General features: G+C 55.7%; 21 protein-coding genes. 7 read left to right on the forward strand and 14 right to left on the reverse strand.

What is annotated here, in order from left to right:
- Positions 1–133: 133 nt before the first annotated feature.
- Together GRX64_RS08050 and GRX64_RS08055 are read left to right on the forward strand one after the other, a co-directional pair.
- A complete protein-coding gene (locus GRX64_RS08050) occupies positions 134–1,882 on the forward strand; it encodes an ABC transporter substrate-binding protein (protein ID WP_166265735.1) in 1,749 nt (582 codons plus the stop codon).
- 282 nt (positions 1,883–2,164) lie between these two features.
- Positions 2,165–3,373 carry an iron-containing alcohol dehydrogenase gene (locus GRX64_RS08055; protein WP_166265738.1) on the forward strand — a complete coding sequence of 403 codons (1,209 nt, stop codon included), beginning with the start codon at positions 2,165–2,167 and terminating at the stop codon, positions 3,371–3,373.
- Between the two features lie 461 nt (positions 3,374–3,834).
- On the opposite strand, the gene GRX64_RS08060 is transcribed toward GRX64_RS08055, so the two are convergent.
- Together GRX64_RS08060 and GRX64_RS08065 are read right to left on the reverse strand one after the other, a co-directional pair.
- Positions 3,835–4,317 (reverse strand): hypothetical protein, encoded by a 483-nt coding sequence (locus GRX64_RS08060; protein WP_166265741.1) that lies wholly within the window; start codon positions 4,315–4,317, stop codon positions 3,835–3,837.
- 11 nt (positions 4,318–4,328) lie between these two features.
- Entirely contained in the window at positions 4,329–4,601 is a 273-nt protein-coding gene (locus tag GRX64_RS08065; protein ID WP_166265744.1) for a DUF883 domain-containing protein, read from the reverse strand.
- Between the two features lie 388 nt (positions 4,602–4,989).
- Between GRX64_RS08065 and GRX64_RS08070 the strand changes: the two genes are divergently transcribed.
- From GRX64_RS08070 to GRX64_RS08085, 4 genes are all read left to right on the forward strand, one after another.
- Positions 4,990–5,790 carry a C39 family peptidase gene (locus GRX64_RS08070; protein ID WP_166265747.1) on the forward strand — a complete coding sequence of 267 codons (801 nt, stop codon included), beginning with the start codon at positions 4,990–4,992 and terminating at the stop codon, positions 5,788–5,790.
- A gap of 244 nt (positions 5,791–6,034) precedes the next feature.
- Positions 6,035–7,042, forward strand: coding sequence for a transporter (locus GRX64_RS08075; protein WP_166265750.1), 1,008 nt, complete (start codon positions 6,035–6,037; stop codon positions 7,040–7,042).
- A gap of 38 nt (positions 7,043–7,080) precedes the next feature.
- Positions 7,081–8,706 (forward strand): OmpP1/FadL family transporter, encoded by a 1,626-nt coding sequence (locus GRX64_RS08080; protein ID WP_166265753.1) that lies wholly within the window; start codon positions 7,081–7,083, stop codon positions 8,704–8,706.
- A gap of 68 nt (positions 8,707–8,774) precedes the next feature.
- Positions 8,775–9,845 (forward strand): MalM family protein, encoded by a 1,071-nt coding sequence (locus GRX64_RS08085; protein WP_235937567.1) that lies wholly within the window; start codon positions 8,775–8,777, stop codon positions 9,843–9,845.
- Positions 9,846–9,893: 48 nt separating this feature from the next.
- Here GRX64_RS08085 and GRX64_RS08090 read toward each other — a convergent pair whose 3' ends face one another.
- Genes GRX64_RS08090 through GRX64_RS08100 form a run of 3 tightly spaced genes read right to left on the reverse strand, consistent with a single transcriptional unit; the run spans position 9,894 to position 12,280 of the window.
- Entirely contained in the window at positions 9,894–10,928 is a 1,035-nt protein-coding gene (locus GRX64_RS08090) for a polysaccharide deacetylase family protein (RefSeq protein ID WP_166265759.1), read from the reverse strand.
- A gap of 8 nt (positions 10,929–10,936) precedes the next feature.
- Positions 10,937–11,608 carry a DNA-J related domain-containing protein gene (locus tag GRX64_RS08095; RefSeq protein ID WP_166265762.1) on the reverse strand — a complete coding sequence of 224 codons (672 nt, stop codon included), beginning with the start codon at positions 11,606–11,608 and terminating at the stop codon, positions 10,937–10,939.
- 27 nt (positions 11,609–11,635) lie between these two features.
- On the reverse strand, positions 11,636–12,280 hold the full coding sequence (locus GRX64_RS08100; RefSeq protein WP_166265765.1) for a TetR/AcrR family transcriptional regulator: 645 nt from the start codon (positions 12,278–12,280) through the stop codon (positions 11,636–11,638).
- A 102-nt stretch (positions 12,281–12,382) separates the two neighbouring features.
- Between GRX64_RS08100 and ttcA the strand changes: the two genes are divergently transcribed.
- Positions 12,383–13,273 carry a tRNA 2-thiocytidine(32) synthetase TtcA gene (gene ttcA / locus GRX64_RS08105; RefSeq protein ID WP_235937568.1) on the forward strand — a complete coding sequence of 297 codons (891 nt, stop codon included), beginning with the start codon at positions 12,383–12,385 and terminating at the stop codon, positions 13,271–13,273.
- On the opposite strand, the gene GRX64_RS08110 is transcribed toward ttcA, so the two are convergent.
- From GRX64_RS08110 to ccoN, 9 genes are all read right to left on the reverse strand, one after another.
- Positions 13,270–13,956 carry a sulfite exporter TauE/SafE family protein gene (locus tag GRX64_RS08110; RefSeq protein WP_166265770.1) on the reverse strand — a complete coding sequence of 229 codons (687 nt, stop codon included), beginning with the start codon at positions 13,954–13,956 and terminating at the stop codon, positions 13,270–13,272. The two genes, ttcA and GRX64_RS08110, sit on opposite strands and share 4 nt — an antisense overlap.
- Complete coding sequence (gene ccoS / locus GRX64_RS08115) at positions 13,956–14,204, reverse strand: cbb3-type cytochrome oxidase assembly protein CcoS (protein ID WP_166265773.1); 249 nt, start codon at positions 14,202–14,204, stop codon at positions 13,956–13,958. Before ccoS ends, GRX64_RS08110 begins: the two co-directional genes overlap by 1 nt.
- Positions 14,205–14,243: 39 nt before the next feature.
- Positions 14,244–16,700 (reverse strand): heavy metal translocating P-type ATPase, encoded by a 2,457-nt coding sequence (locus GRX64_RS08120; RefSeq protein ID WP_166266063.1) that lies wholly within the window; start codon positions 16,698–16,700, stop codon positions 14,244–14,246.
- A 2-nt stretch (positions 16,701–16,702) separates the two neighbouring features.
- Positions 16,703–17,224, reverse strand: coding sequence for a FixH family protein (locus tag GRX64_RS08125; protein ID WP_235937569.1), 522 nt, complete (start codon positions 17,222–17,224; stop codon positions 16,703–16,705).
- Between the two features lie 36 nt (positions 17,225–17,260).
- Positions 17,261–18,694 (reverse strand): cytochrome c oxidase accessory protein CcoG, encoded by a 1,434-nt coding sequence (ccoG, locus tag GRX64_RS08130; protein WP_166265776.1) that lies wholly within the window; start codon positions 18,692–18,694, stop codon positions 17,261–17,263.
- A 110-nt stretch (positions 18,695–18,804) separates the two neighbouring features.
- A complete protein-coding gene (ccoP, locus tag GRX64_RS08135) occupies positions 18,805–19,695 on the reverse strand; it encodes a cytochrome-c oxidase, cbb3-type subunit III (RefSeq protein WP_166265779.1) in 891 nt (296 codons plus the stop codon).
- On the reverse strand, positions 19,692–19,877 hold the full coding sequence (locus tag GRX64_RS08140) for a cbb3-type cytochrome oxidase subunit 3 (RefSeq protein ID WP_166265782.1): 186 nt from the start codon (positions 19,875–19,877) through the stop codon (positions 19,692–19,694). Before GRX64_RS08140 ends, ccoP begins: the two co-directional genes overlap by 4 nt.
- 5 nt (positions 19,878–19,882) lie before the next feature.
- On the reverse strand, positions 19,883–20,491 hold the full coding sequence (gene ccoO, locus GRX64_RS08145; protein ID WP_166265785.1) for a cytochrome-c oxidase, cbb3-type subunit II: 609 nt from the start codon (positions 20,489–20,491) through the stop codon (positions 19,883–19,885).
- 14 nt (positions 20,492–20,505) lie between these two features.
- The gene (ccoN, locus tag GRX64_RS08150; RefSeq protein ID WP_166265788.1) at positions 20,506–21,936 is read right to left on the reverse strand and encodes a cytochrome-c oxidase, cbb3-type subunit I; all 1,431 of its coding nucleotides are present in this window, start codon (positions 21,934–21,936) and stop codon (positions 20,506–20,508) included.
- Between the last annotated feature and the right edge of the window lie 212 nt (positions 21,937–22,148).

Below are 22,148 nucleotides of genomic sequence, written 5' to 3' on the forward strand. Positions count from 1 at the left end.
TATGGTCGAAAACGAGCATTTAATTTTCGATCTGCTATCGGGCGGGTGACCGACGTTCAGATAGATCGGATGTGACAGCACGCGTTTCGGCGAAGTCGTCATCCTAATTCTAACAATACACATGAGGTTGGATATGTTTAAGAATAATAAGTATCCGAAAACGTTATTGCTGAGCGTGGCGGTGGGCGCCGCAGGTCTGGGGTTAAGCCTTCAGGCATACGCGGATCAATACTCCGACGCGGCCAAGAAGTGGGTGTCCGAAGAGTTTGAAACGTCAACGCTCAGCCAAGACGAACAGCTAAAGGAAATGGCCTGGTTTACCGAAGCCGCGAAACAGTTCCGTGGCATGGAAATCAATGTGGTGTCCGAAACCATTGCAACTCATGAGTATGAGTCCAATGTGCTGGCCAAGGCTTTTGCGGATATTACCGGCATTAAGGTGACCCACAACCTGATTCAGGAAGGTGATGTCATCGAGAAGCTGCAGACCCAGATGCAATCTGGACGCAATATTTACGACGCTTACGTCAACGATTCGGATCTGGTGGGTACGCATTGGCGTTACGGCAAGGTGGTGCCTATCTCCGACATGATGGCGGGTGACGGCAAAGCAGTTACTAACCCGATGTTGGATCTGGACGACTTCATCGGTCTCGAATTCACCACGGCCCCCGACGGCAAGATTTACCAACTGCCGGACCAGCAATTCGCCAACCTGTATTGGTTTCGCGCGGACTGGTTTGAACGCGCCGATCTTCGCAAACAGTTCAAAGACACCTACGGTTATGAGCTGGGCGTGCCCGTCAACTGGTCCGCCTACGAAGACATCGCCGAATTCTTTACCGATGGCGTGAAAGAAATTGATGGCCAGCGGGTTTATGGCCACATGGATTACGGCAAGAAAGACCCATCCCTGGGCTGGCGTTTTACCGACGCCTGGTTCTCCATGGCAGGGGCAGGGGACAAAAGCTTGCCAAACGGCTTACCGGTGGACGAGTGGGGAATTCGGGTTGAAGAATGCCACCCGGTGGGTTCCAGCGTGACCCGTGGTGGTGCCACCAACGGGCCAGCGGCCGTCTACGCCACCGAAAAGTACGTCGATTGGTTGCGCAAGTACGCCCCACCCGAAGCGCAAGGCATGACGTTCTCGGAAGCCGGCCCGGTACCGGCACAAGGCAATGTTGCACAGCAGATTTTCTGGTATACCGCGTTTACCTCCAGCATGACCAAGAAGGGCTTGCCGGTCGTGAACGAAGACGGCACGCCAAAATGGCGGATGGCGCCGTCCCCCCATGGTCCATACTGGGAAAAGGGGATGAAACTGGGTTATCAGGACGTGGGTTCCTGGACGTTCCTGGACTCGACGCCTAAAAAGCGCCGTCTTGCGGCGTGGTTGTACGCCCAGTTTACGGTGGCTAAAACCGTTTCCCTGGAGAAAACCCTGGTGGGTCTGACGCCGATTCGTGAGTCGGACATCAATTCCCAGGCGATGACCGATGCCGCACCCATGCTGGGCGGTCTGGTTGAGTTCTATCGCAGCCCGGACCGGGTGAACTGGTCACCGACCGGAACCAATGTGCCCGATTACCCGAAACTGGCCCAGTTGTGGTGGCAGTACATTGCCCAGGCTGCCAGTGGCGAGAGCACGCCTCAGAAGGCCCTGGACGGGTTGGCTGAAGCGCAGGACAAAGTCATGATGCGCCTGGAACGGGCAAAGGTGATGGCCACCTGCGGACCCAAGCTGAACGAGCCACGGGAAGCCAGCTATTGGCTTGACCAGCCGGGCGCACCGAAAGCCAAACTGGCGGATGAAAAGCCAAAGGGCGAAACCGTGCCTTACAACGACCTCCTGAAGAGCTGGGAAGACGCCCGCGAGGGATAACCGCCCAGGCAAGCCACCGACACGCAAGCGTGTCGGTGGCTTGCAACCCGTTATTGGTTTGCATCCCGAATTACCCAGCGGTCCGAACCCAGCCCCTAATCTATCCACGATGGTCAAAATCAGACGATACACGCCTCAGTACTGGTGATCCCTCTTGCCCTGTTCGCTCGCTGACGCCGACTTGATCGAGAAATGAATGAACGGTTTCAATGGTCAGTGACGCTATGAGGTAATTATGAATCCCGGACCAATCGACCCCGACAGCATCCGGAGCCAGTCCCAATGATCTCACCCCACGACAGCGCGAGAACATCACTTGCTGTGCAACCCTTCAACATCGGGGCATTACCGAGAATTGTTTTTGGTCACGGGGTGTTCTCCGGTCTGGCCGGGGAGCTGTCGTCGTTTGGCCGGGAGGTGATGGTGGTCACCGGCGGGCATTCGTTTCTGGCCAGCCGCCATTGGCCGTTGTTGCAGAAGCAGCTGGCCGAGAATGGAATGAGCTGGAGCCTGGTCCGTGTGCGTGGAGAACCTAGCCCTACTCAGGTCGATGATGTCGTGAGGCATCATACCAGCCATGTCCCCGATGTGGTGGTGGGAATCGGGGGTGGCGGTGCATTAGATGCAGGCAAGGCCATTGCGGGCTTGCTGAACTGCCGCCAGCCGGTGAAAGCGGTGCTGGAGGGTGTGGGCGACCCTGAGAGTTACCAGGGACCCTCGGTTCCGTTTGTGGCGGTGCCGACAACCGCCGGCACCGGCAGCGAACTGACCCGCAACGCGGTGATCACCGAGACTGGCTCACACGGCTACAAGAAATCCTTCCGCAACGACCAACTGCTGGCCCGGCTGGCACTGGTGGACCCGCAACTGCTGGAAAGCTGTCCGCCGGCAGTTATGCTGGCGAATGCGCTGGACGCGGTCACCCAGTTGATCGAATCCTATGTCTCGGTCCGGGCCAGCGTGCTGACGGACGCACTGGCCCTGGACGGGCTCAGTGCCTTTGCGAAAGGCTTTAAACCCGACCCACAGAACCCGGTACTCGATTATTCTCAGTTGGCTTACGCCGCCATGATCTCGGGTATCTGTTTGACTCAGGCCGGGCTAGGGTCTGTACACGCAATCGCCTCTCCCTTGGGCGCGATGTTTGCGGTTCCCCACGGGACAGCCTGTGGCACTATGCTGTCGGTATGCACGGACATGAACGTGCAACGACTACAGGAAAATGCCCCAGACCATCCTGCCCTGACGAAATACGCTCGGGTTGCCGGGCTCCTGTCCCCGGCGAATGCCGGTGAGGCCACCTGCGCAGACTTGGTGGCCTTGCTGCACGATTGGACCGCTCGGTGTGGTATACCCCGGTTGTCGGAAATGGGGGTTGGAGCCGGCGACCTTCCCCGTCTGGTGGCTGCCACCGGTGGCAGTAACCTGAAAACCAACCCCGTGGACCTGACGGATGGCGAACTGGAGATTCTGTTACGGCTACGGCTTTAACGGCTTGTTGCTGGCAACGGTGAGGCCCCGTTCGGCTCCCAGCCGTTTCGACCAGATTGCCGTTGCGCCTGCCAGGGAGCTCCGTCTTAACCCGGGCCAGGTAGTTGCGGGCTTTCACTTTTGAACCCTTCTCTTTCTCAATCTCAGTCAGTGCCGTGTAATACAGTTCGTGGGCACGGACGTCCTGGGACAGCGCCTCATTATTGTCGATGTCGACAAGGATGTTCTACGCTTCCTCGAAACCGTCGACAGTAGCCGGACTGTGTTCAATGAAGTCGTAGATTTTCTGGTTGATCTTGTACTCGTTGGGCTGACAGCATCGCCTGGCGTATGACGCAAACAATGCGGTTAAGGACAATCAGATTCGCCACCCCGGCAGAGTGTTTGCTGGTGAAGAGGAGGGAAGGGGCAGTAGGGGTAATTTCGATATCAAGCGTAACAATCAGGCACGACCCAGGGGCTCAGCTGTCTTGTTTCGATGATGTTTTCTCTGTCTTGTGACGGGGCTCATCAAACGCCATCTCAGACAGCACACGCCCCAGGGTATGCCGGGCGTTGGGGCTTACCCCAAGATAAAATCCCGTCGCGAACGCGCCACCGGCAGCCAGTGGATAATGCTTTTTGAGCGTGCCTTCCCAATGTTTTGCCAATCGGCTGAGGGCTTCGACATCCCGGAGACATTCCGATAATTCATCCGGAGGCGACCGCCCTACTGTGGTTGCCGGTGAGCGCACCAGCGAGCGACAGACTACCAGCATCGCCAGTGTCAGCAACAACAGCACAAAGCCGGTTGCGGCAGCGGCCCCGGCCGATGACAACCAGTGTTGCTCAAGTGCGAGGTACAATCCCGCCACTAAAAATCCCAGGCCAACCATGCCCACCAACAGCGATAGACACAGAATGGCCAGGGACAGCAGCGCTTGCAGCAGGGTGTCGCGCATCATAATGTCTAAGCCTAGCGGCGGGACTGGACCAGAAGCCCGGTAATCAGGCCAATAATGAAAGTCAGCAATACGCTGCTGAAGGGTTTCTCTTCTATTTGATGTTCAATGGCCTTGCCGGCTTGTTTGGCATTGTCGCGGGCGTGATCAACGCCGTCTTTTACTTTGTTGTAGCCTTGCTCACCGCGATCGGCCGCCATGGTTTTCAGCGTTTCGGTAATGCTGTGCATGTCCTCGCGCAGTTGTGATAGTTCGGTTCGCAGCTTGTCCATATCCTGATCTGCCATGATCATTCTCCTTGTTGCGGACGATGAGGTTGAAGAAACCGTTCTTCCCCACTCGTATACAGCATAGCTTAATGTCATCACGGTGAAGAAAATCATGGCTCGCCAATTCACTAGTGGATGACCGCGGAAATACTTTGGTCGATCTTAATGCAGGTTACCCCTCGCGGTTGCAACGCCATGAACCAGTTCTCAAATTGATCTGGCAAGGCCGGTTTTGCGCCGACAGATTTGAGGCACAGTTATCTTTCAGCCCGTTCTTATTCCGGTATCTTACCGTAACAAGATGTAACGGTGGTCTGGCGGGTCTCCTCTAATAAAAACATGGCCAGACATGGGTACGGGAACCCGCCATCGAGTCGACGAATGATAATAAGGAAAACCCCGAATCATGTTGCTGGTGCTGGCAGGATCGATACTGACATTCGCAATGGTGCAGGAAGCTACTGTTGTCGAGCCTCATCAGCGGGGCTCTATCATCATTGAGCACGACATCGACAGTGGCCCTGTTGAGTTCCGTACCGATATCCGTGTTGAACCCCTGGTTGAACAAAAATTCCGAAATATCGTACGCCAGGCTTACGACTACAGTTGCGGCAGCGCCGCGCTGACCACGGTACTGAAATTCTATCTGGGCCGGAACCTGGACGAGCGGCAGGTCATGGAGGGCTTGCTGCACTATGGCGAAAGCGAGCGCATTGTTGAACGTCGGGCATTCTCGATGCTTGATATGAAGCGCCTGGTGACGGCGCTGGGTTATCCGGCCGGTGGCTTTCGGGCGAGTATTGAGGACCTGAAAGAGCTTGACCATCCGGCGATTGTTCCAATCCAGCACGCGGGCTTCAAACACTTCGTTGTACTGCGTGCGATCCGCGATGATCGTGTGTTCCTGGCCGATCCTTCGGTGGGCAACATTTCCTTTACAGTCAACCAGTTCGCTGACAAATGGGACGACAATGTTCTGTTCATCGTTTTTCCTGGCAGTGAAAAACCGTTCGACGCGCTGGAGCTCAAAGAAGAAGACCTCCGTTATGTGGATGATCAGACGATGACGTTACTGGCACTGCAACGGATCCCTGAGTTCCATGAGGCGACCGAGCGCAGGATACAGAACCTGCTTGAGCGGCAAAAAAACAACCCCGATGGTTCAGTCGAAAACACCAGGAAGCAGCTGTTCTACCGTCGCAACTAGGACGCAGCTGAGCAACTCTTGATGCCGATAAAGCCCAGGCCGCAGGCGTGCCTCAGGCGAAGCATAACGCTCGGCAGGTTAATTATCGAACACTGCGCAACAACGCGCTTCGCCAGGGTCGGCGCTTCTATAAAGGTGCCCTGGTGCTTAATAAGTAGCTTTGGGCGTGGACTCAGGGCGCCTTGAATCACAGGGCGGGTACGATGCTCGGCCTTACAAATTACAAGTAGAAAAGGGAGCTGGGATGAATCGTTGGTTAGTGCGAGGTTTTCTCCTCTGTTCCGTGGCCGGCCTTCCGGCCGTGGGGTTGGCACAGGATTCAAACGTTGATAAGGCACGGGAGGCACTTGCTCAGCAAGAGGATGACGAGGATTCATCGCGCCAGCTGGAAGAAGTCTTTCAGGCAGCCGAGAAAAACTACTCGCTGCAGAAAAAAGGCTCGCAATCACTCAATTATTCCTTTGATTACTCCTATACGGGTGATCAGCGAATAGATCTTCAGATCACCGGAGGGTCGGTGCGTCAATTCGATGTGGTGCCTTCGGCCACCCACAGCTTTACCAATGCGTTCGCTTACGATTACGGTTTGCTGGACAACCTGACCATCGGCACCCGGGTGCCACTGGTGGTCAAATATGACACCCAGGACGAGCTCAACGTCTACGATCTTGGCGACGTGTCGATTACCGCACGGTGGCAACCCTGGTCTTATGTGCCGGGCACAATTTCAAGTACGTTGTTTGGCACCCTGACCACCAAAACCGGTGTCAGCCCTTATGAAATTGATATTAACCGGCAACTGTCCACTGGCAGCGGGTATTACGCCGTGTCCGGCGGTGCGAGTTTTAACAAGGTGTTGGACCCGGTGGTGCTGTTCGGCTCAACCAGTGTTGCCTACAACTTGCCGGTCGAGGACCTCAATCAAGTGCGGGGTGGCCGTGTTTTGCAGGAAGTTGAACCCGGTTTTGGACTTTCGGGCTCCGTTGGCTTTGCCTATTCGCTGTCGTACGACGTATCGCTGAGTGTGTCTGCGCAACTGAGTTATTCGGACGAAACGGTGCTGTCTTTCAACGATGGCAGTCAGGCTGTTGCCCAGGATCAGATGAGCGGTTTCCTGAGCATGTCGGTGGGTACTCGCGTCAGTGATACCACCATCGTGAACACCAGCCTGGGCATCGGGTTGACCGAAGACGCACCGGATTTCTCTCTGGGTGTCTCCTTACCTATTAACATCTCTGGCCTGAAGGATTGATGTGCGCCAATGACGGCATTTGGGAAGGGATGTTATTCATGGGATTGTTAAACCACAAAATACGCATTGCAGGCGCCGTTGCGGCCTCCATCGCTTCCTGTGGTGTGCACGGGCAGATGGCCCAGAATCTGATCAGTCACCCCAAAGCGTTGGCTCTGGGCAATGCGGTGACCGCCGATCCGCCCGGCATTATGGCGATTCACTACAACCCGGCAGGCCTGACCAAGCTTGACGGTCGTCAGTTGGAAGTGAACCTGACCAGTGCGTATCTGGACATCGACGCCGATTTCTATGCCCCGGAAGGCTATAACATTTTTGGTATTGACGGGCTGGAGATTGATCCACGGACAGGGCGGCAGCGCGATCCGGTCGCCAACACCCACAGTCACACCAATACGCTGGCACTTTATGTCCCCGGTGTGGGGATTCAGCGGTTGCCCCCGGGGCCTGGTCTGGCGCCCTCTGCGGGGATCAGTATCAATCCGCCGGGGTCAAAACTGACCTTTGGGAATGCATTTTATCTGCCCTTTGTTGCCGGCTTCGTGCGAGACAGCGATGACCCTGGCCGTTATCAGCCCAAGGCAGCGGCTTTGCAGCGCGCCACCTACTTGTCACCCACCATTGGCTACAAAATTAATGATGAATGGGCGGTTGGTGCCGGCATCCACTTATCGCACATGGCGATAGCGGCCGATCAGTTCATGCGGGCCCCGAATCTGTTGCTGGGGGTAGCCGAAGTACTGCAGGATGCGTTCAATTGCTCGTCCGGTGACGAGCCACTGGCGCCCTGGATTGCCTTGTGTGGGGGCAATGTCGGGCCCTGGGACGACATTGGCGCGCTGAGTCTGGATGTTCAGGAGAGCATTTCGCCGACCTATGCCCTCGGTGTCCTTTGGGAGCCCACGGACTGGTTCACCTGGGGAGCCAGCTATACGTCCGAAGCGGATATGAACTTGAAGGGCAAATTCTCCATTGAGTACACGGATGACTGGTCTGGTTTCTGGCAGAGCGTCAACAGTTCCATCCTCGGTGCCATTGGCTCCGCGATTCTGAGCTTGCCCTCCGGCGCACCGAGGGAGGCCGGCAATGTCTCGATGGATTTAACTTACCCACAACATTTCCAGACCGGCATCAGTGTGGATGTTCATCCCAAGCTGACGCTGAACGCCGACGTTGGCTGGACTGACTACAGCCAATGGGATGCGTTTAATCTCGAATTTGATCGAACCCTGGAATTTCTAAATGCCGCTCGCATTTTGTCACCGGAAAACGCAACACCCACGACCCTGAAATTGCCGCTGGGTTTCGAAGATGTCTGGAACTGGGGCTTTGGCGCTGAATTTCATGCCACGTCTCGTCTTGATCTGCGCGCGGGTGTTGAAATCCGGGATTCGGTCATTCCCGATGATCAGCGTCAGGTCATGGCACCTTTTGGCGACGCTAAACTTTACAGCGTTGGCATGGGATACCGTTGGGACAAGAAAACAGAAATTGACATGAACCTCAGCTACCTGCATTCGGTTGAATACATTCCCGCCAATACCAGTTGCAACTTAAACTGCGATAACATTTCTAACATTATCTACAACCCTTACGCGGCGTTGAACGTTAAAACATCGCTGCGGGTTGTGATGGCGGGTTTGAGTTTTCGTACTAAATTTTGATGCGTTCTCACGGTTGTTGTTAGAGAGGCGCATGACCACGGGAGGCGATCGTATTCATGGGGGCAGGATTGAGTGTTCGTCTGATGTTGCTGGGTTGGCTGGTGTTGTTAATGCTGGGTTGCCAAACGACAGAGAGTAAGAATGCGCCGGGCAAAGAAGGCTATTTTACCTGGGTTGACGAGAGCGGTCAGGTTCGAAGCAGCCCAATCCGACGCGATGAGGGTTCGCTGGAAGATCTGGAAGCAACCGCTCAGCGCGCCCAGAACACAACCGGTAATGAATTTAGGGCGCCGGCTGAAGAAACGTCCTCCAAAGCGCTGAATACTACTCCTGCAGTGGCGCAACCCGAGACGGAGTACACTCTCGAAAATTATCCGGACGGTGACGAACTTGCGAAGTCCGGGTTTCTCAGGCCCGGCGATCCAGTGCCGTATTTCACCTGGCGCGACACCGATGGCAATTTCAGGGTCAGCTATTATCGACCGGATACCCGATCAGAGGTTGAAAAAGGTCTCATCCGTCAACCCGTTGAATTGACGCCCGCGCAGGTTTTCGGCCCACAGTTGACCTCCGAGCAGGCATCGTCGGCCCCGTCGTCCCGAACCGAAGCCTTTGACGTGTTGGGCATAGAGGCCCTGGGGGTATCTTTCTTCGAGCAATGGCAAAACCATTGCTGTGAACAGCTGCTATTGGGTGACGTCAAAGAGTGGTCGTCGACGCGAGAGTTTGAGCTGGAGGTGGATGAAAACGATGAGACCCATGGGTTTTCGACCGGAATCAGCCCCTACCGTCTGGTTCGCTTACCCGATGCCGAAGGGTCGCCCAGTATGGTTGTGCGAGTCCGGTCTTTTGATACGGATGGGCTGTTTATTCCATCCATTGCCTTTCTGGATCATCGTTTAGGAACGGTTAGGGTGGTGACCGATCTCGCCGCAGTTTATCGGCCTGAGAGCTGGCATCGGGTGGGCTACATCGAGGCCTTCGTTCCTGCGTTTCCAAACCAGGGTGAGTACTGGATGCTAGTATTTACCCGCGATGACGATGTGGCCACTCAAACGGTTATCGAGACCAGGCGCGGGCCGAGAGCGATCCCACACCAGCGCAAGGGCCTGCTCAGTCTCACCGAAATGCAACCGTGATCAACCTCGGCGTTACCCCACCAGTTGAAGCCCCGGCCAGTTAAGGCGCTAGTCTTCGGGTTGGCTCAAATCCAGCCATTGGTGCGATAGCCAGAAATAGCGATCGTTGCCTGCCGGATAGGTGCAGTTGTAGCGAAAACGGCGGCTATCGAAGGGTTGCGCTGCCTGTACGACAACCCGTTGATCTTGGCGACGACTATCGTCGATTTTCCCCTGTCCTGAGGCGAAACAGGTCAGGCGATCAGGTGTCAGCGTGTCGGGGAGGTCCAGCGTCAGCGCCGGGGGATTCTCTTGCATGACACCACTGGGTAAGGTGCCGGGGTCGACCGGTAAGGCCTTGCTGAGCAGTTTGTTCTTCAATGCGTCAAGTTGACCGAACTTTGTGGCCATGGGGAAGCGTGGCAGCCTCGTGGGGCTGGATGAGGCGCCGATGGGGCCGGACTGTTGCCCGAAACCCAGCCACTGGCGGTCGGCAACGGCGTTTTCCAGTTTGTCGTCAAATTCACCGTAGGGGTAGGCGAGCATGGGCTCAATTGTCTTCAACTTCTTGATCAGGGTGGCTTGTGCATGGTCCAGACTGGCTGCGATCCTTGATTGCCATGCTTCGTTGGATTCACCCTGTTTTTGCGCCAGGTGGCCGTGATCTTCGCTATGGTTGGCGATTGATACCCCTTGTTTGGCGGCCAGCTCCTGGAGTTGCGGCCAGGTCATGTAATCCCTGCGACCCACGGCTCCGGTATTAACGAATACGGTAAAGGGGTAGTTTTTCTCCAGCAGTATGGGCGCGGCTTCGTGCCAAACCGAGTCATAGGCATCGTCAAAGGTTATGGCTACTTGTTCTCGGTCAGCCAGGTTGCCAGCCAGCGCCTGTTGGGTGCCTGTGTAAAGCGGCACGACGGTGAGGTTGAGTTGCTCAATCATCTCAAGTTGGGCTTTAAAGAGGGCAGGCCGGGTGCTTGTCGAGGCCGGAGTCTGGTCGCTGATGTGGTGATACTGCAGTACGGCCAAGTCGGCATGGGCGGGCGCTGCGGTTGCCAGCAGGGTGACAAGGCAAATGCGGAGACTCAGGGCAGGGATTCCCATAGCGGATCCTAGGGTTGGTTTTGGTTGAAATAGCGGCGCAGGGTGCCAAACGCTTCGTTCAGTTCCTGGACCTTGGCGGTGTCTCCACCGCGGTCTGGATGCAGCAGCATGACCGAGCGCCTGAAACGGTATTTGATCTCGTCAAAACTGTCTGGGAGTTGGCTGAAACCCAGGATCGAAGCAGCCTCGGCGGCCTCCTCGCTGGCGGGATAATGAAAGGACCGTCCCGACCAGAAATCATCCATCATTTTACCTATGGACGCTTCGGAAAGTTGGTATTGGCTCAGGTCGAGGTAGAAGGCGCGCAATTTGTCCGTGGGCTCGGGCCACCCCCGGCCAGAAACGGTCTGATCGCGGCCAAGCCGAATCGTCAGTGGGGAGATGTTGAGTTTTTCTCCCTGGCCCGACACTTCATCTCGCAGCCGATATAGCACATGGAAAACAAGAAAGTGAACCGGGTAGAGCCGTTCTGGCTGGCTGAAATCGACCTTGCCCAGCAGGTGCCAGGGTTTGCTTTGTAACGCCCGGATCAGCGCCAGCTCCGACAAACCCTCGGGCGTTGCCCTCAGTATTGATTCCACTGCGATCATCAGGTGCTGGACCTGTTCGTACAGCGCCGCCCTGGCAATCAGGCGGCCAGTATCGTCATCCTTGTCGGTTACGATGCGCAGTGATGTCATATCGCCATGGTATGCCAGCGGCTTCGATTACGAAAGTGTCTGCAATCGTTGCAGTCCCCCTAAAAACAGCGCCGCCGCGAAATCAGCGGCACGGTGGGGCTCGCGCTCTGCGGTCTCGGGCTGAAGGTGGGCGCGACGCGCAAGCCGTAAACTCATCTCATAGGCCACACCGAAAAATGCCGCGCAGAGATATTCCTGATCAATCGGTGGCAAAATGCCGCGTTCAACGGCGTCTCTTACATCCTCTTCAAGCGACAGCATCGCCAGGCCCAGGATGTCGGATCCAAATAATTCGCGGATGGCCTGGTCATTTCGGTACGCCAATTCATACACCAGGGGATCTGCGGCCGTGGCTTGAAAAAGTGCAAGGTAGGTTGAACGGATAAAATCCTGTCCGGAGCGCGCGGAGTTACGAAGTTCGCTGATGTTGTGATTTAGCTGATTGAGAAAGTCAGTCAACAGGGCGGCAAAAATATCGCGTTTGCTCGAAAAATAATTATAAAACGTACCCGCGGCGAGCCCGGTACGACGCACGATATCGCGTATGGTGGTCTTCTCATATCCCAGTTCGCGAAAACATTCCCGGGCTGCCAGCAGAATGGCGTTGCGGTTATTGATTCGATTTCGTTCGCGTTTTCCCTGGCGACCGGCTTCAGCGTGAGGCATGTCCATATGCAATCCTTTTTCCTATGGGTGTGACGAGGCCGGTCCCAGTCCCGTATAATTGCCGGCCTACTGATTGTTTGACTGTGTGTTCCTATTATGCCGGATTCTATGACTGCACCCCGTTCTGAAACGACCGCCACCGGCGATGACCTGAAGGCCACGTTGGCGCAGAACAAACTGCAAAAGCGGTTACGTCGCGAGGTGGGCCAGGCCATCGCAGATTTTTCGATGATCGAAGCCGGCGACAAAGTGATGTGTTGCCTCAGCGGCGGCAAGGACTCCTACGCCATGCTGGATATCCTGTTGCGACTGCAAAAAAGCGCGCCAGTGGATTTTGAGCTGATTGCCGTAAACCTGGACCAGAAACAGCCGGGCTACCCGGAGGACGTACTGCCAACGTATTTGTCGGGGCTTGATGTCGAGTATCACATCATCGAAAAAGACACGTACAGCATTGTTAAAGAAAAAGTGCCGGAAGGGAAGACCACTTGTGGTCTTTGTTCACGTCTACGTCGCGGAATTCTTTACAATTTTGCTGAACAGCACGGCGTGACTAAAATCGCACTGGGACACCATCGGGATGATCTGCTGGAGACTCTGTTCCTGAATATGTTTTACGGGGGTAAGCTTAAAACAATGCCGCCGAAACTCCACAGTGATGACGGTCGAAATGTGGTTATCCGGCCCATGGCCTACTGCCGCGAAAAAGACCTCGCGCGGTATGCCGCCATGCGGGAGTTTCCTATCATTCCCTGTAATTTGTGTGGATCACAGGACAATCTGCAGCGCCAGGTCGTCAAGGACATGCTGCAAACCTGGGACAAGCAGCACCCCGGCCGGTTGGAAACGATGTTCCAGGCCATACGCAACGTGGAACCCTCGCACCTGGCGGACTCGTCACTCTATGATTTTTCGGCCAATGCATTGGTTTCACGCAACAGTAACCCCGCGCAGGACGAGCACACGGATTACAGCCGTCTGGATGTGTTGAACCTTTAGCTGAGGATCGCCGTCAGAGGCAAGGTCCACAAGCCGAAAAGAATCAGCAGAAAACCGGCCACCTGACGAAAGTGGCAATGACGTTTCAATCGCGAAATCCAGGTTGCGGCAAAGCCGGTGGCCAGCATCGAGGGCAGTGTGCCCAAGCCGAAGCACAGCATGGTGGCGGCCGCCGACCCAATCGTCGGCTGCAAAGCGGCCCAGCCAAGTGTACTGTACACCAGCCCACAGGGTAACCAGCCCCACAAAGCCCCCAGGACCAGTGCCTGCCGCGTGTTGTTTACCGGCAGCAGGTGTTGGGTCAATGGCGAAAGTCGGGCCCATACCGGTGCCCCGAGCCGTTCAATATAACGGATCCCTTGCCACCATTGCCCCATCGACAGTCCCATGACAATGATCAGCATGCCCGCAACGGTGCGTAAAATGGGGCCCAGTTGTGCCCACTCGCTGGCCGCTTGGGTACTGATCACCGCGATTAGTGTGGCAATCAGCACGTAGCTACCGATACGACCACTGTTAAACGCCAGCAACATAACGGCCTGTCTCAATCGAAAGCCTGGCCCAACCGGCAGCGACATCGACAACGACGCGCTGATTCCGCCACACATACCCAGGCAATGCGTACTGCCCAGCAAACCGATCAGGAAGGCACTCGAATAACTAAGGTATAACCCCGGCTCCATCAGTGTTTGGGTTCCTGGGTATCGGTAGGCTGATGCGCGGAATTCCGGCTGGCGTCAGCGCTGTCGTCGGCCACGGGTGGCTGCCGGGATTCTTCAGGAATCATGTTTTTGTCGTCGTCGTAGAGAATCTGATGTGCGGGCCCTTCCAGATCATCGTATTGGCCATTTTTGACCGCCCAGGAGAACACCAGAACGCCCAGCGCGACAAGTATCAAGGTGATGGGCACCAGTATGAGTACGACCTCCATAACGCTCCTCGGATCAGTTCAGGTTCGATTATTACGGTATCAGGATGTTGCCTGGGGACCAACGACTGTGGACTCGGTTGAGCTTGGTTTTGCCGGTGACCCGCCACGTCCGAGTCTCAAGGCATTGAGTACCACCAACAACGAGCTCAGTGACATACCGATAGCGGCCAGCCAGGGTGGAACCAGCCCGGCGGCGGCCAGGGGCAGAGCACACAGATTATACGCCAGCGCCCATATCAGGTTCTGGCGAATAATCCGGCGAGTCTTGCGACTGATGTGAATCGCCGCCACCAGTTGCGTGAGTTGGCCATTAAGCAACACCGCATCGGCCCTGAGTCGTGTCAGGTCCGCGGCCGAGCCCATGGCTACCGAGACGCCAGCACCCGCCATTGAGGGCAGGTCATTGAGCCCGTCGCCGACCATCATGACCGTACGTCCCTCGGCACTCAGGGCTGTCAGAACATTCAGCTTTTGTTCCGGTGTACTCTGGCCAATGGCGGTCTTGATGCCAAGCTCATTGGCAATGCGCGTGACATGCCCCGAACGGTCTCCACTGAGTAGAATGGTTTCCAAGCCCATGGATTGCAGCGCGGATACGGCCTCGAACGCGTCACTCCGGGGCTGATCATCCAGCACGAAACACGCCAGCCACCGCGACTCTGTTGCCAGCCAGACTTCTATGCCATGACTGACCTGTAGGGCAGGTTTTGGGGCCGTTAACCGGTCCTGAACAAAATCGGCATGCCCAATAAATACGGCTTCACCATGGGCTCGGCCTTCAAGTCCGCCGCCGACATGGTTTCGGATGAGCGCCACGTCCACGGCCGGAAACGGGCGGAAAACCTGAGCGATAGGGTGCTCTGACGAATTTTCCAGACCTGCCGCAATGGCCAGACACTCGGACTTGCTGTGTGTTGAAAAAAGATGGACGTCGGTCATGGCCAGCGCGCCTTGCGTCAACGTGCCAGTCTTGTCGAACACAACGGTATCAACCTTGCCCAGCGTTTCCAGAGTGTGGCCTCGGGTGGGGAGAAATCCCAGTTTGCGCAATTGCATGGTGGCGCTGGTGATGGCAGTGGGAGTGGCCAGTGATAGTGCGCAGGGACAGGTGACCACCAGCACCGACAGCGTAATGCCGAAGGCATGGTCGGAGCCTGCAAGCCACCAACCAATCCAGACCAATGGCGCGATGATCAGTACCCGGCTCACGAAAGCGCCAGCCACTTTGTCCGCCAGGCGTGCAGCAGGGGGCTTTTCGGCCTGAACCCGGTCGAGGATCCGCAATATGCCTGAGATACGGGTTTGGGCACCCACACGTTCGACTCTCAAGGTCAGGGGGTTTTCACCATTGACGCTGCCGGCATGCGCCCGGTCGCCAGCGATTCGGGTTTCAGGGAGGTATTCGCCGGTGAGGGCGGCTTCGTTCAAGGTGGAGCTGCCGCTGCTGATGGTGCCGTCAACCGGAATGGTCTCCCCGGGTTTGATATCGATCAGATCTCCGGGTTTTAGGGTGTGAACCGCCACGATTTCAGTGTCGACCCCCGTTCGTAAGGTCGCAACTGAGGGCTGGATATTGCCCAATGCATCGCCGGTCAGACCGGCGCGATAGCGCGCCTGCATTTCAATGAAGCGTCCGAGCGACAGAAAAAAAGTAAACATACAAACCGACTCGAAGTACACCTCATCGCCGCCACCGATGGTGACCCAGACGCTGGCAACGTAAGCCAGGCCAATGGCGGTGGCAACCGGTACATCCATCGTGAAGTGGCGACTCCGTAGGTCGCGCAATGCGTTGCGAAAAAAAGGTTGGGCACTGTAAATAACCACCGGAGTTGCAACCAGCAGGCTGAACCAGCGAAACAGCTGCACGAGCTCATCGGAAAGGCCGTTGATCAGTTGAAAATACAGTGGAAACGCCAGCATCATGCTTTGCGTTGTGCCAAAGCCCGCAATGCATAGCCGGATAATGGCTTTGCGTTTTTCCGCTTGCAACGCCAACTCAGCCTCATCGGCCCGGTAAGGCCGGGCCTTGTAGCCGAGCTGATAGATGGCCATCACCAGTTCACTGAGGTTGGTCTGATCGGGCGCCCAAACCAGTCGGGCTCTCTGGGTTGTGTGATTAACGGTAAATTCGATAACCCCCTGCTTGCGGGCCAGGTGGTGCTCCAGGAGCCAGATGCACGCCGCACAGGTAATACCGTCGATCAGAAGGTGCGCTTCCAATCCAGCTTTGACTGGAACAACAAACGCCTCCTGCACCAATGCATGATCCAGTTCGCGTATGCGCTCGAGCTCAATACCCGTAAGTGCTTTGGGGGTGGCGGCAGGTTGCGTGCGGTGTTGATAAAAGCCGGTAAGCCCTTCGGAGCGAATCGTTTCACACACGGCTTTGCAGCCGTGGCAGCAAAAATGCCGAGTCTGGCCATCCAGTACAAGGGCTATTGCGGGCGAACCTGTAGCCGGTTCGCCACAATGAAAACAATCCGACCGATTCAGATTCACTCCCGACCTCTGACCTCGGCGTGGATTTCGAGCGGGGTCAGCGACGGCAGGTGAGTTTCACCTTTCAGGCGCCACTGGTTGCCTGGGTCGCGAAGATCAAAATACCAGCGGCCATCGAGATTCCGTGGCAAGGCCGCAGAGTAACGGCCATCGTCGGTGGGATTCAGCTGAATGGTGCGGTCGCGCTCGGACAATGTAGGATGAAACAGGTTGAGGATCAGATAGGGAAACTGCTGATCTCCGGAGGTGCTGTCCATGGTGAGCATCAAGCGCTCGCCGGAAAAGTCCAGCCGCGCCGACAGGCCCATGGCCGAGGCTTGGTCGTCCCGCGCAAATTCAGCGTTGATGCCGCGACCTTCTTTCGAGTAGTCGTCGGTAACCATGGCGTTGTCGGTGGTGACCGCCACTGTAATGGCCAGGGTGCACCAAATAACCGACATGCCTGGGAAAATCAGCAGAAACCAGAACCACGGTTGCCTGAACCAGGGCGCCACCATTTTTTCTTCATTTATCATCATGTTATTACCTGTGGATTGCGTTCGGATCGCCTCCATTCAGCGACGTTCCGGACCGACAAAGCGGCTTTCAGTCTCAATTGTCAGCGGTTCACCACTGATTGATTCAATGGTGAACGTGATCGTGTTATTGCTTTGGGTGATTGCCTCCGGATCCACTTCGACAACAGTGGGAACCTCGAGGTTTTCACCAACATCTACGTTGATGTTTTTGTTGTTCAATAGCCGCGCGGTTTCAAGCCCTGACACAGAAAGCTCGAAGGTTTGGCGCACCTGCGACAAATTGGCGATCTTGACCGTGTAGGAGTTTTCTACCATCCCACGCCCGTTGTATTTAAACAGCGCGCCACGATCGCGCAGAACATCGAGTTCGGCGGGTGACCGGGTCATCAGTGTAAAAATAATGGCGCCAATCATCACAACCAGGGCCGCCCCATAGCCAAACGTCCTGGGCCGAAGCAGTTTCGAGGGCATACCTTCCAGCTCGTTTTCGGTTGCGTATCGAATCAGGCCCTTGGGGTAGGCCATTTTTTCCATGACGTCGTCACACGCGTCGATACACAGCGCACAGCCAATGCACTCGTACTGGAGGCCATCGCGAATATCAATGCCGGTCGGACAGACCTGCACACAGAGGCCGCAGTCGATACAGTCTCCCAGCCCAAGCTCTTCGGGGGCCACGCCTTTCTTGCGGCCACCGCGGGGTTCACCTCGGCTCGCATCGTAACTGACGGTGCGCGTATCCTGATCGAACATGACCGACTGAAAGCGGGCGTAGGGACACATGTAAAGGCACACCTGTTCGCGCAACCAGCCCGCATTCATGTAAGTGGCGATGGTAAAGAAACCGACCCAGAAGTAGGCCCAGCCATTGGCATTCAGCGTGAACAGATCAACGCTGAGCTCCTGAACCGGGTAAAAATACCCGACAAAGGTGAGTCCGGTAGCAAAGGCTATCAGCAGCCACACCGCATGTTTCAACGCTTTCTTGATCAGCTTTTCACGAGAGCGGGGCGACTTGTCCAGTTTCATGCGTTTGTTACGGCTACCTTCGATGCGTTCTTCCACCCACATGAAGATAAAGGTCCAGACGGTTTGTGGGCAGGTGTACCCACACCACACTCGGCCAAAAAGCGTCGTTACGAAAAACAGTCCGAAGGCGGCAATGATGAGCATGCCGGACAGGAGAATGAAATCCTGAGGAAAGAAGGTGCCGCCAAACAAATGGAACTCGCGTGCAGGGAGGTCAAAATACACCAGCGGCTGGCCATCAATCGTGACCCAGCAGAAAAGAAAATACATGCCCATCAAAGCCCAGAGGCTGATGGTGCGAATTTTTTGATAGAAGCCTTTGACTTCCTTTACGTATATTTTCTTACGGCTGGCGTAGAGCTCTACCGTTTCGCCTTTTTTTTTCTTGTTGGAGGTGCCAGTCGAAGGGTCAATTTGAGTGACCGGAATTTGACGGGTCATTAAAGCCTCCTGAGGGAAAAGTCTTTTCAAGCCTGGGTCCAAGCAGTTCAGGCCCAGGATTCAACAGACTAAGTAGGGCTGACAGCGATTGCTGTCAGCCCGGGCCACCATCAGTTGGACAAGCTGTACACGTAAGCCGCCAGAATGTGAATCTGATCGCTGCTGAGGCGTTCACTTTGCTTCGGCATCCGGTTTTCGCGGCCGTACAAGACGGTTTCTTCAATCCACTCGTAGGTGCTGCCATAGAGCCAGGCATCATCGGTCAGGTTGGGTGCGCCCACCGCCTGATTGCCTTTCGCATCCTGGCCGTGACAGCCAGCACATCCTTGGGCGAAGACCTGAGCGCCGGCCTTGGCAGCCTTTGGGTCTTTTTCACGGCCGCTGAAGCTGAGGACGTAGTTTACCACCTGATTGACCTGCTCAGCGGTCATGTTCGGCATCAGGCCCTTGGCTGGCATGGCGCCCTGGCGCCCATTGTTCAGCGTATAAAGAATATTTTCCGGCTCACCGCCGTACAACCAGGCATCGTCTGCCAGATTGGGGAAGCCAATGGCACCCCGCGCGGCGGAGCCGTGACAAACGGCGCAATTATTGGAGAACAGTCGTTGACCCATCTTCAGTGCGTCTTCATTGGTGGCCAATTCTTTGACCGGCACTTCCCCGAACTGGGCGTAAAGTTCACCGTAGGTCGCGTCCGCCTGTTGCATTTCTTCTTCCCACTGATTGTATTGGCTCCAGCCCAGTAACCCCTGGAAATTGCCTAGCCCGGGGTAGAGCGCCAGGTAGCCCAGTGAAAATACGCAGGTGGCAACAAACAGGTGGAACCACCATTTAGGTAATGGATTATCCAACTCTTCGATGCCATCAAATGAATGACCAGTGGTGCGGTCGGTTTCCTGGTCATGCTTCTGGCCTTTGCGAGTCGCCATCAACAGCGCCCAACAGCCAAAGATGGTACCTAGCACGATCACGCTGACCCAGATGCTCCAGAAGGTACTCATTGCTTTTTCTCCGTCATGTCCTGTTCCCGGGTACGCTGATCGATCTCATCGTCGTCAAATGGCAGATGAGCGGCCTCGTCATTCGGTTTGCTGCGATGAGCGCTGTAGGCCCACCAGCAAATACCGAAAAAGGCAATCATAACGAGCAATGTGTGTATTCCACGTAACTCATTGATATCCATCGACATCACCGTTTGGTTGTGATCACTGTGCCGAGCTGCTGCAGATAGGCTACCAGTGCTTCGATTTCAAATTTACCTTTCACGCCTTCAACCGCCCCGGCGATGTCCTCTTCGGTATAAGGAACGCCGAGCCGTTGGAACACTTTCAGTTTCGCAACGGTGTCGGTGTGGTCGACCTTGTTTTCAAACAGCCAGGGGAATGACGGCATGTTTGACTCCGGCACCACACTGCGCGGGTCGTTCAGGTGCATCCGGTGCCAGGCGTCGGAATAACGCTCACCTACCCGTGCCAGGTCAGGGCCAGTGCGTTTGGAACCCCACAAAAACGGATGCTCATACACGAACTCGCCAGCAACCGAGTAGTGGCCATAGCGCTCGGTTTCAGCCCGGAAAGGGCGAATCATCTGGGTATGGCAGACGTGACAGCCTTCGCGGATGTAGATGTCACGGCCTTCCAGTTCCAGTGGCGTCAGTGGTTCCAGACCGGCGATGGGCTCATTGACGCTCTTGTTGAAAAACAGCGGCACGACTTCCGCCAGGAAGCCGCCACTGATCACAAAGAGGATCAGAACGACCATCAGGCCGATGTTCTTTTCAATTATTTCGTGATTCATCGAGTCCTCTCCCGTCAGGCCGCTTGAGCGACACTGTTGTCCAGTGCGACTGCATCTTTCTGTCGAATGGTCATGCGGACGTTGTACGCCATCACCAGCATGCCTGACAGGAAGATTGCACCACCCAGGAAGCGGACGAAGTAGCCTGGGGTCGAAGCTTCCAGCGCTTCGACGAAGCTGTAGGTCAAGGTGCCGTCTTCATTCACTGCACGCCACATCAACCCTTGCATGATGCCGTTAACCCACATGGCGACGATATAGAGCACTGTGCCCACGGTGGCCAACCAGAAATGCAGGTTGATCAAGGCGGTACTGTACATGGCCTGCACCCCCCATAATTTGGGGATCAAGTGGTAAATGGCGCCGATACTGATCATTGCCACCCAGCCCAAGGCACCGGAATGAACATGACCGATGGTCCAGTCGGTGTTGTGAGACAGCGCATTAACCGTTTTGATGGCCATCATCGGGCCTTCAAACGTTGACATGCCGTAGAAGGACAGGGATACCACCAGAAAGCGCAGAATGGGGTCCGTGCGGAGCTTATGCCAAGCACCGGACAGCGTCATCATGCCGTTGATCATGCCGCCCCAGCTGGGCGCGAGCAGGATAAGAGACATCACCATGCCGGCTGTTTGAGCCCAATCCGGGAGTGCGCTGTAATGCAGGTGGTGGGCGCCGGCCCAGACGTAGGTCGCAATCAGTGCCCAGAAATGCACGATTGAGAGACGGTAGGAGTAAACCGGGCGGCCTGCCTGTTTGGGAACGAAATAGTACATCATTCCGAGGAAGCCAGCCGTCAGGAAGAACCCAACCGCATTGTGGCCCCACCACCACTGCATCATGGCATCGGTCACACCGCTGTAGATGGAGTAGGATTTGAAGGCGGAGACGGGTAATGCCAGGTTGTTGCCTATGTGCAGAACCGCGACGGTGAGTATAAAACCACCATAGAACCAGTTGGCCACATAAATATGAGGTGTTTTTCGCTGGGTAATCGTGCCGAAAAATACAATGGCGTAGGATACCCAAACCAATGTGATCAGGATGTCAATGGGCCATTCCAGCTCAGCATATTCCTTGGTCGACGTCAGGCCCTGGGGTAGGGTGATGACAGCCGAAATCAGAACCAGTTGCCAACCCCAGAAGGTGGCGGCGGCCAACCCGTCAGAGAACAGGCGGGCCTGACAGGTGCGCTGAACAACATAATAGGAGGTGGCGAACAGGGCGCTGCCACCAAAGCCGAAGATGACGGCGTTCGTATGGAGTGGCCGCAGGCGGCCAAAGTGCGTAAAGGGTAAATCGAGGTTCACAGATGGCCACACGAGCTGTGCTGCGATCAGCACGCCCAGGCTCATCCCAACGATACCCCATACCACTGTCATGATGGCGAACTGTCTCACCACCTTGTAGTTGTACGTCAAGGTTGGATTTGCTGTGCTCATAGCCTTACCAATGGATTCAGAGTGGGAAATATGCGGGCGCAAGTATGGAGAAATCATAGGGCGTTTGCAATGACCCAGATCAAGTCACTATGCCGCTCAAATCAGCAACATGGACGACTATAATGCGCCGCTTCTTGGTTCAACATTGTTGCTTTTGAAGTCCTTTTTTATTCTGCGATTTAACGACCATCGTTAAGTAAGCGTAGTCAGTT

The sequence above is a fragment of the Marinobacter caseinilyticus genome, assembly GCF_011074955.1.
GTDB classification, from domain to species: Bacteria; Pseudomonadota; Gammaproteobacteria; order Pseudomonadales; family Oleiphilaceae; genus Marinobacter; species Marinobacter caseinilyticus.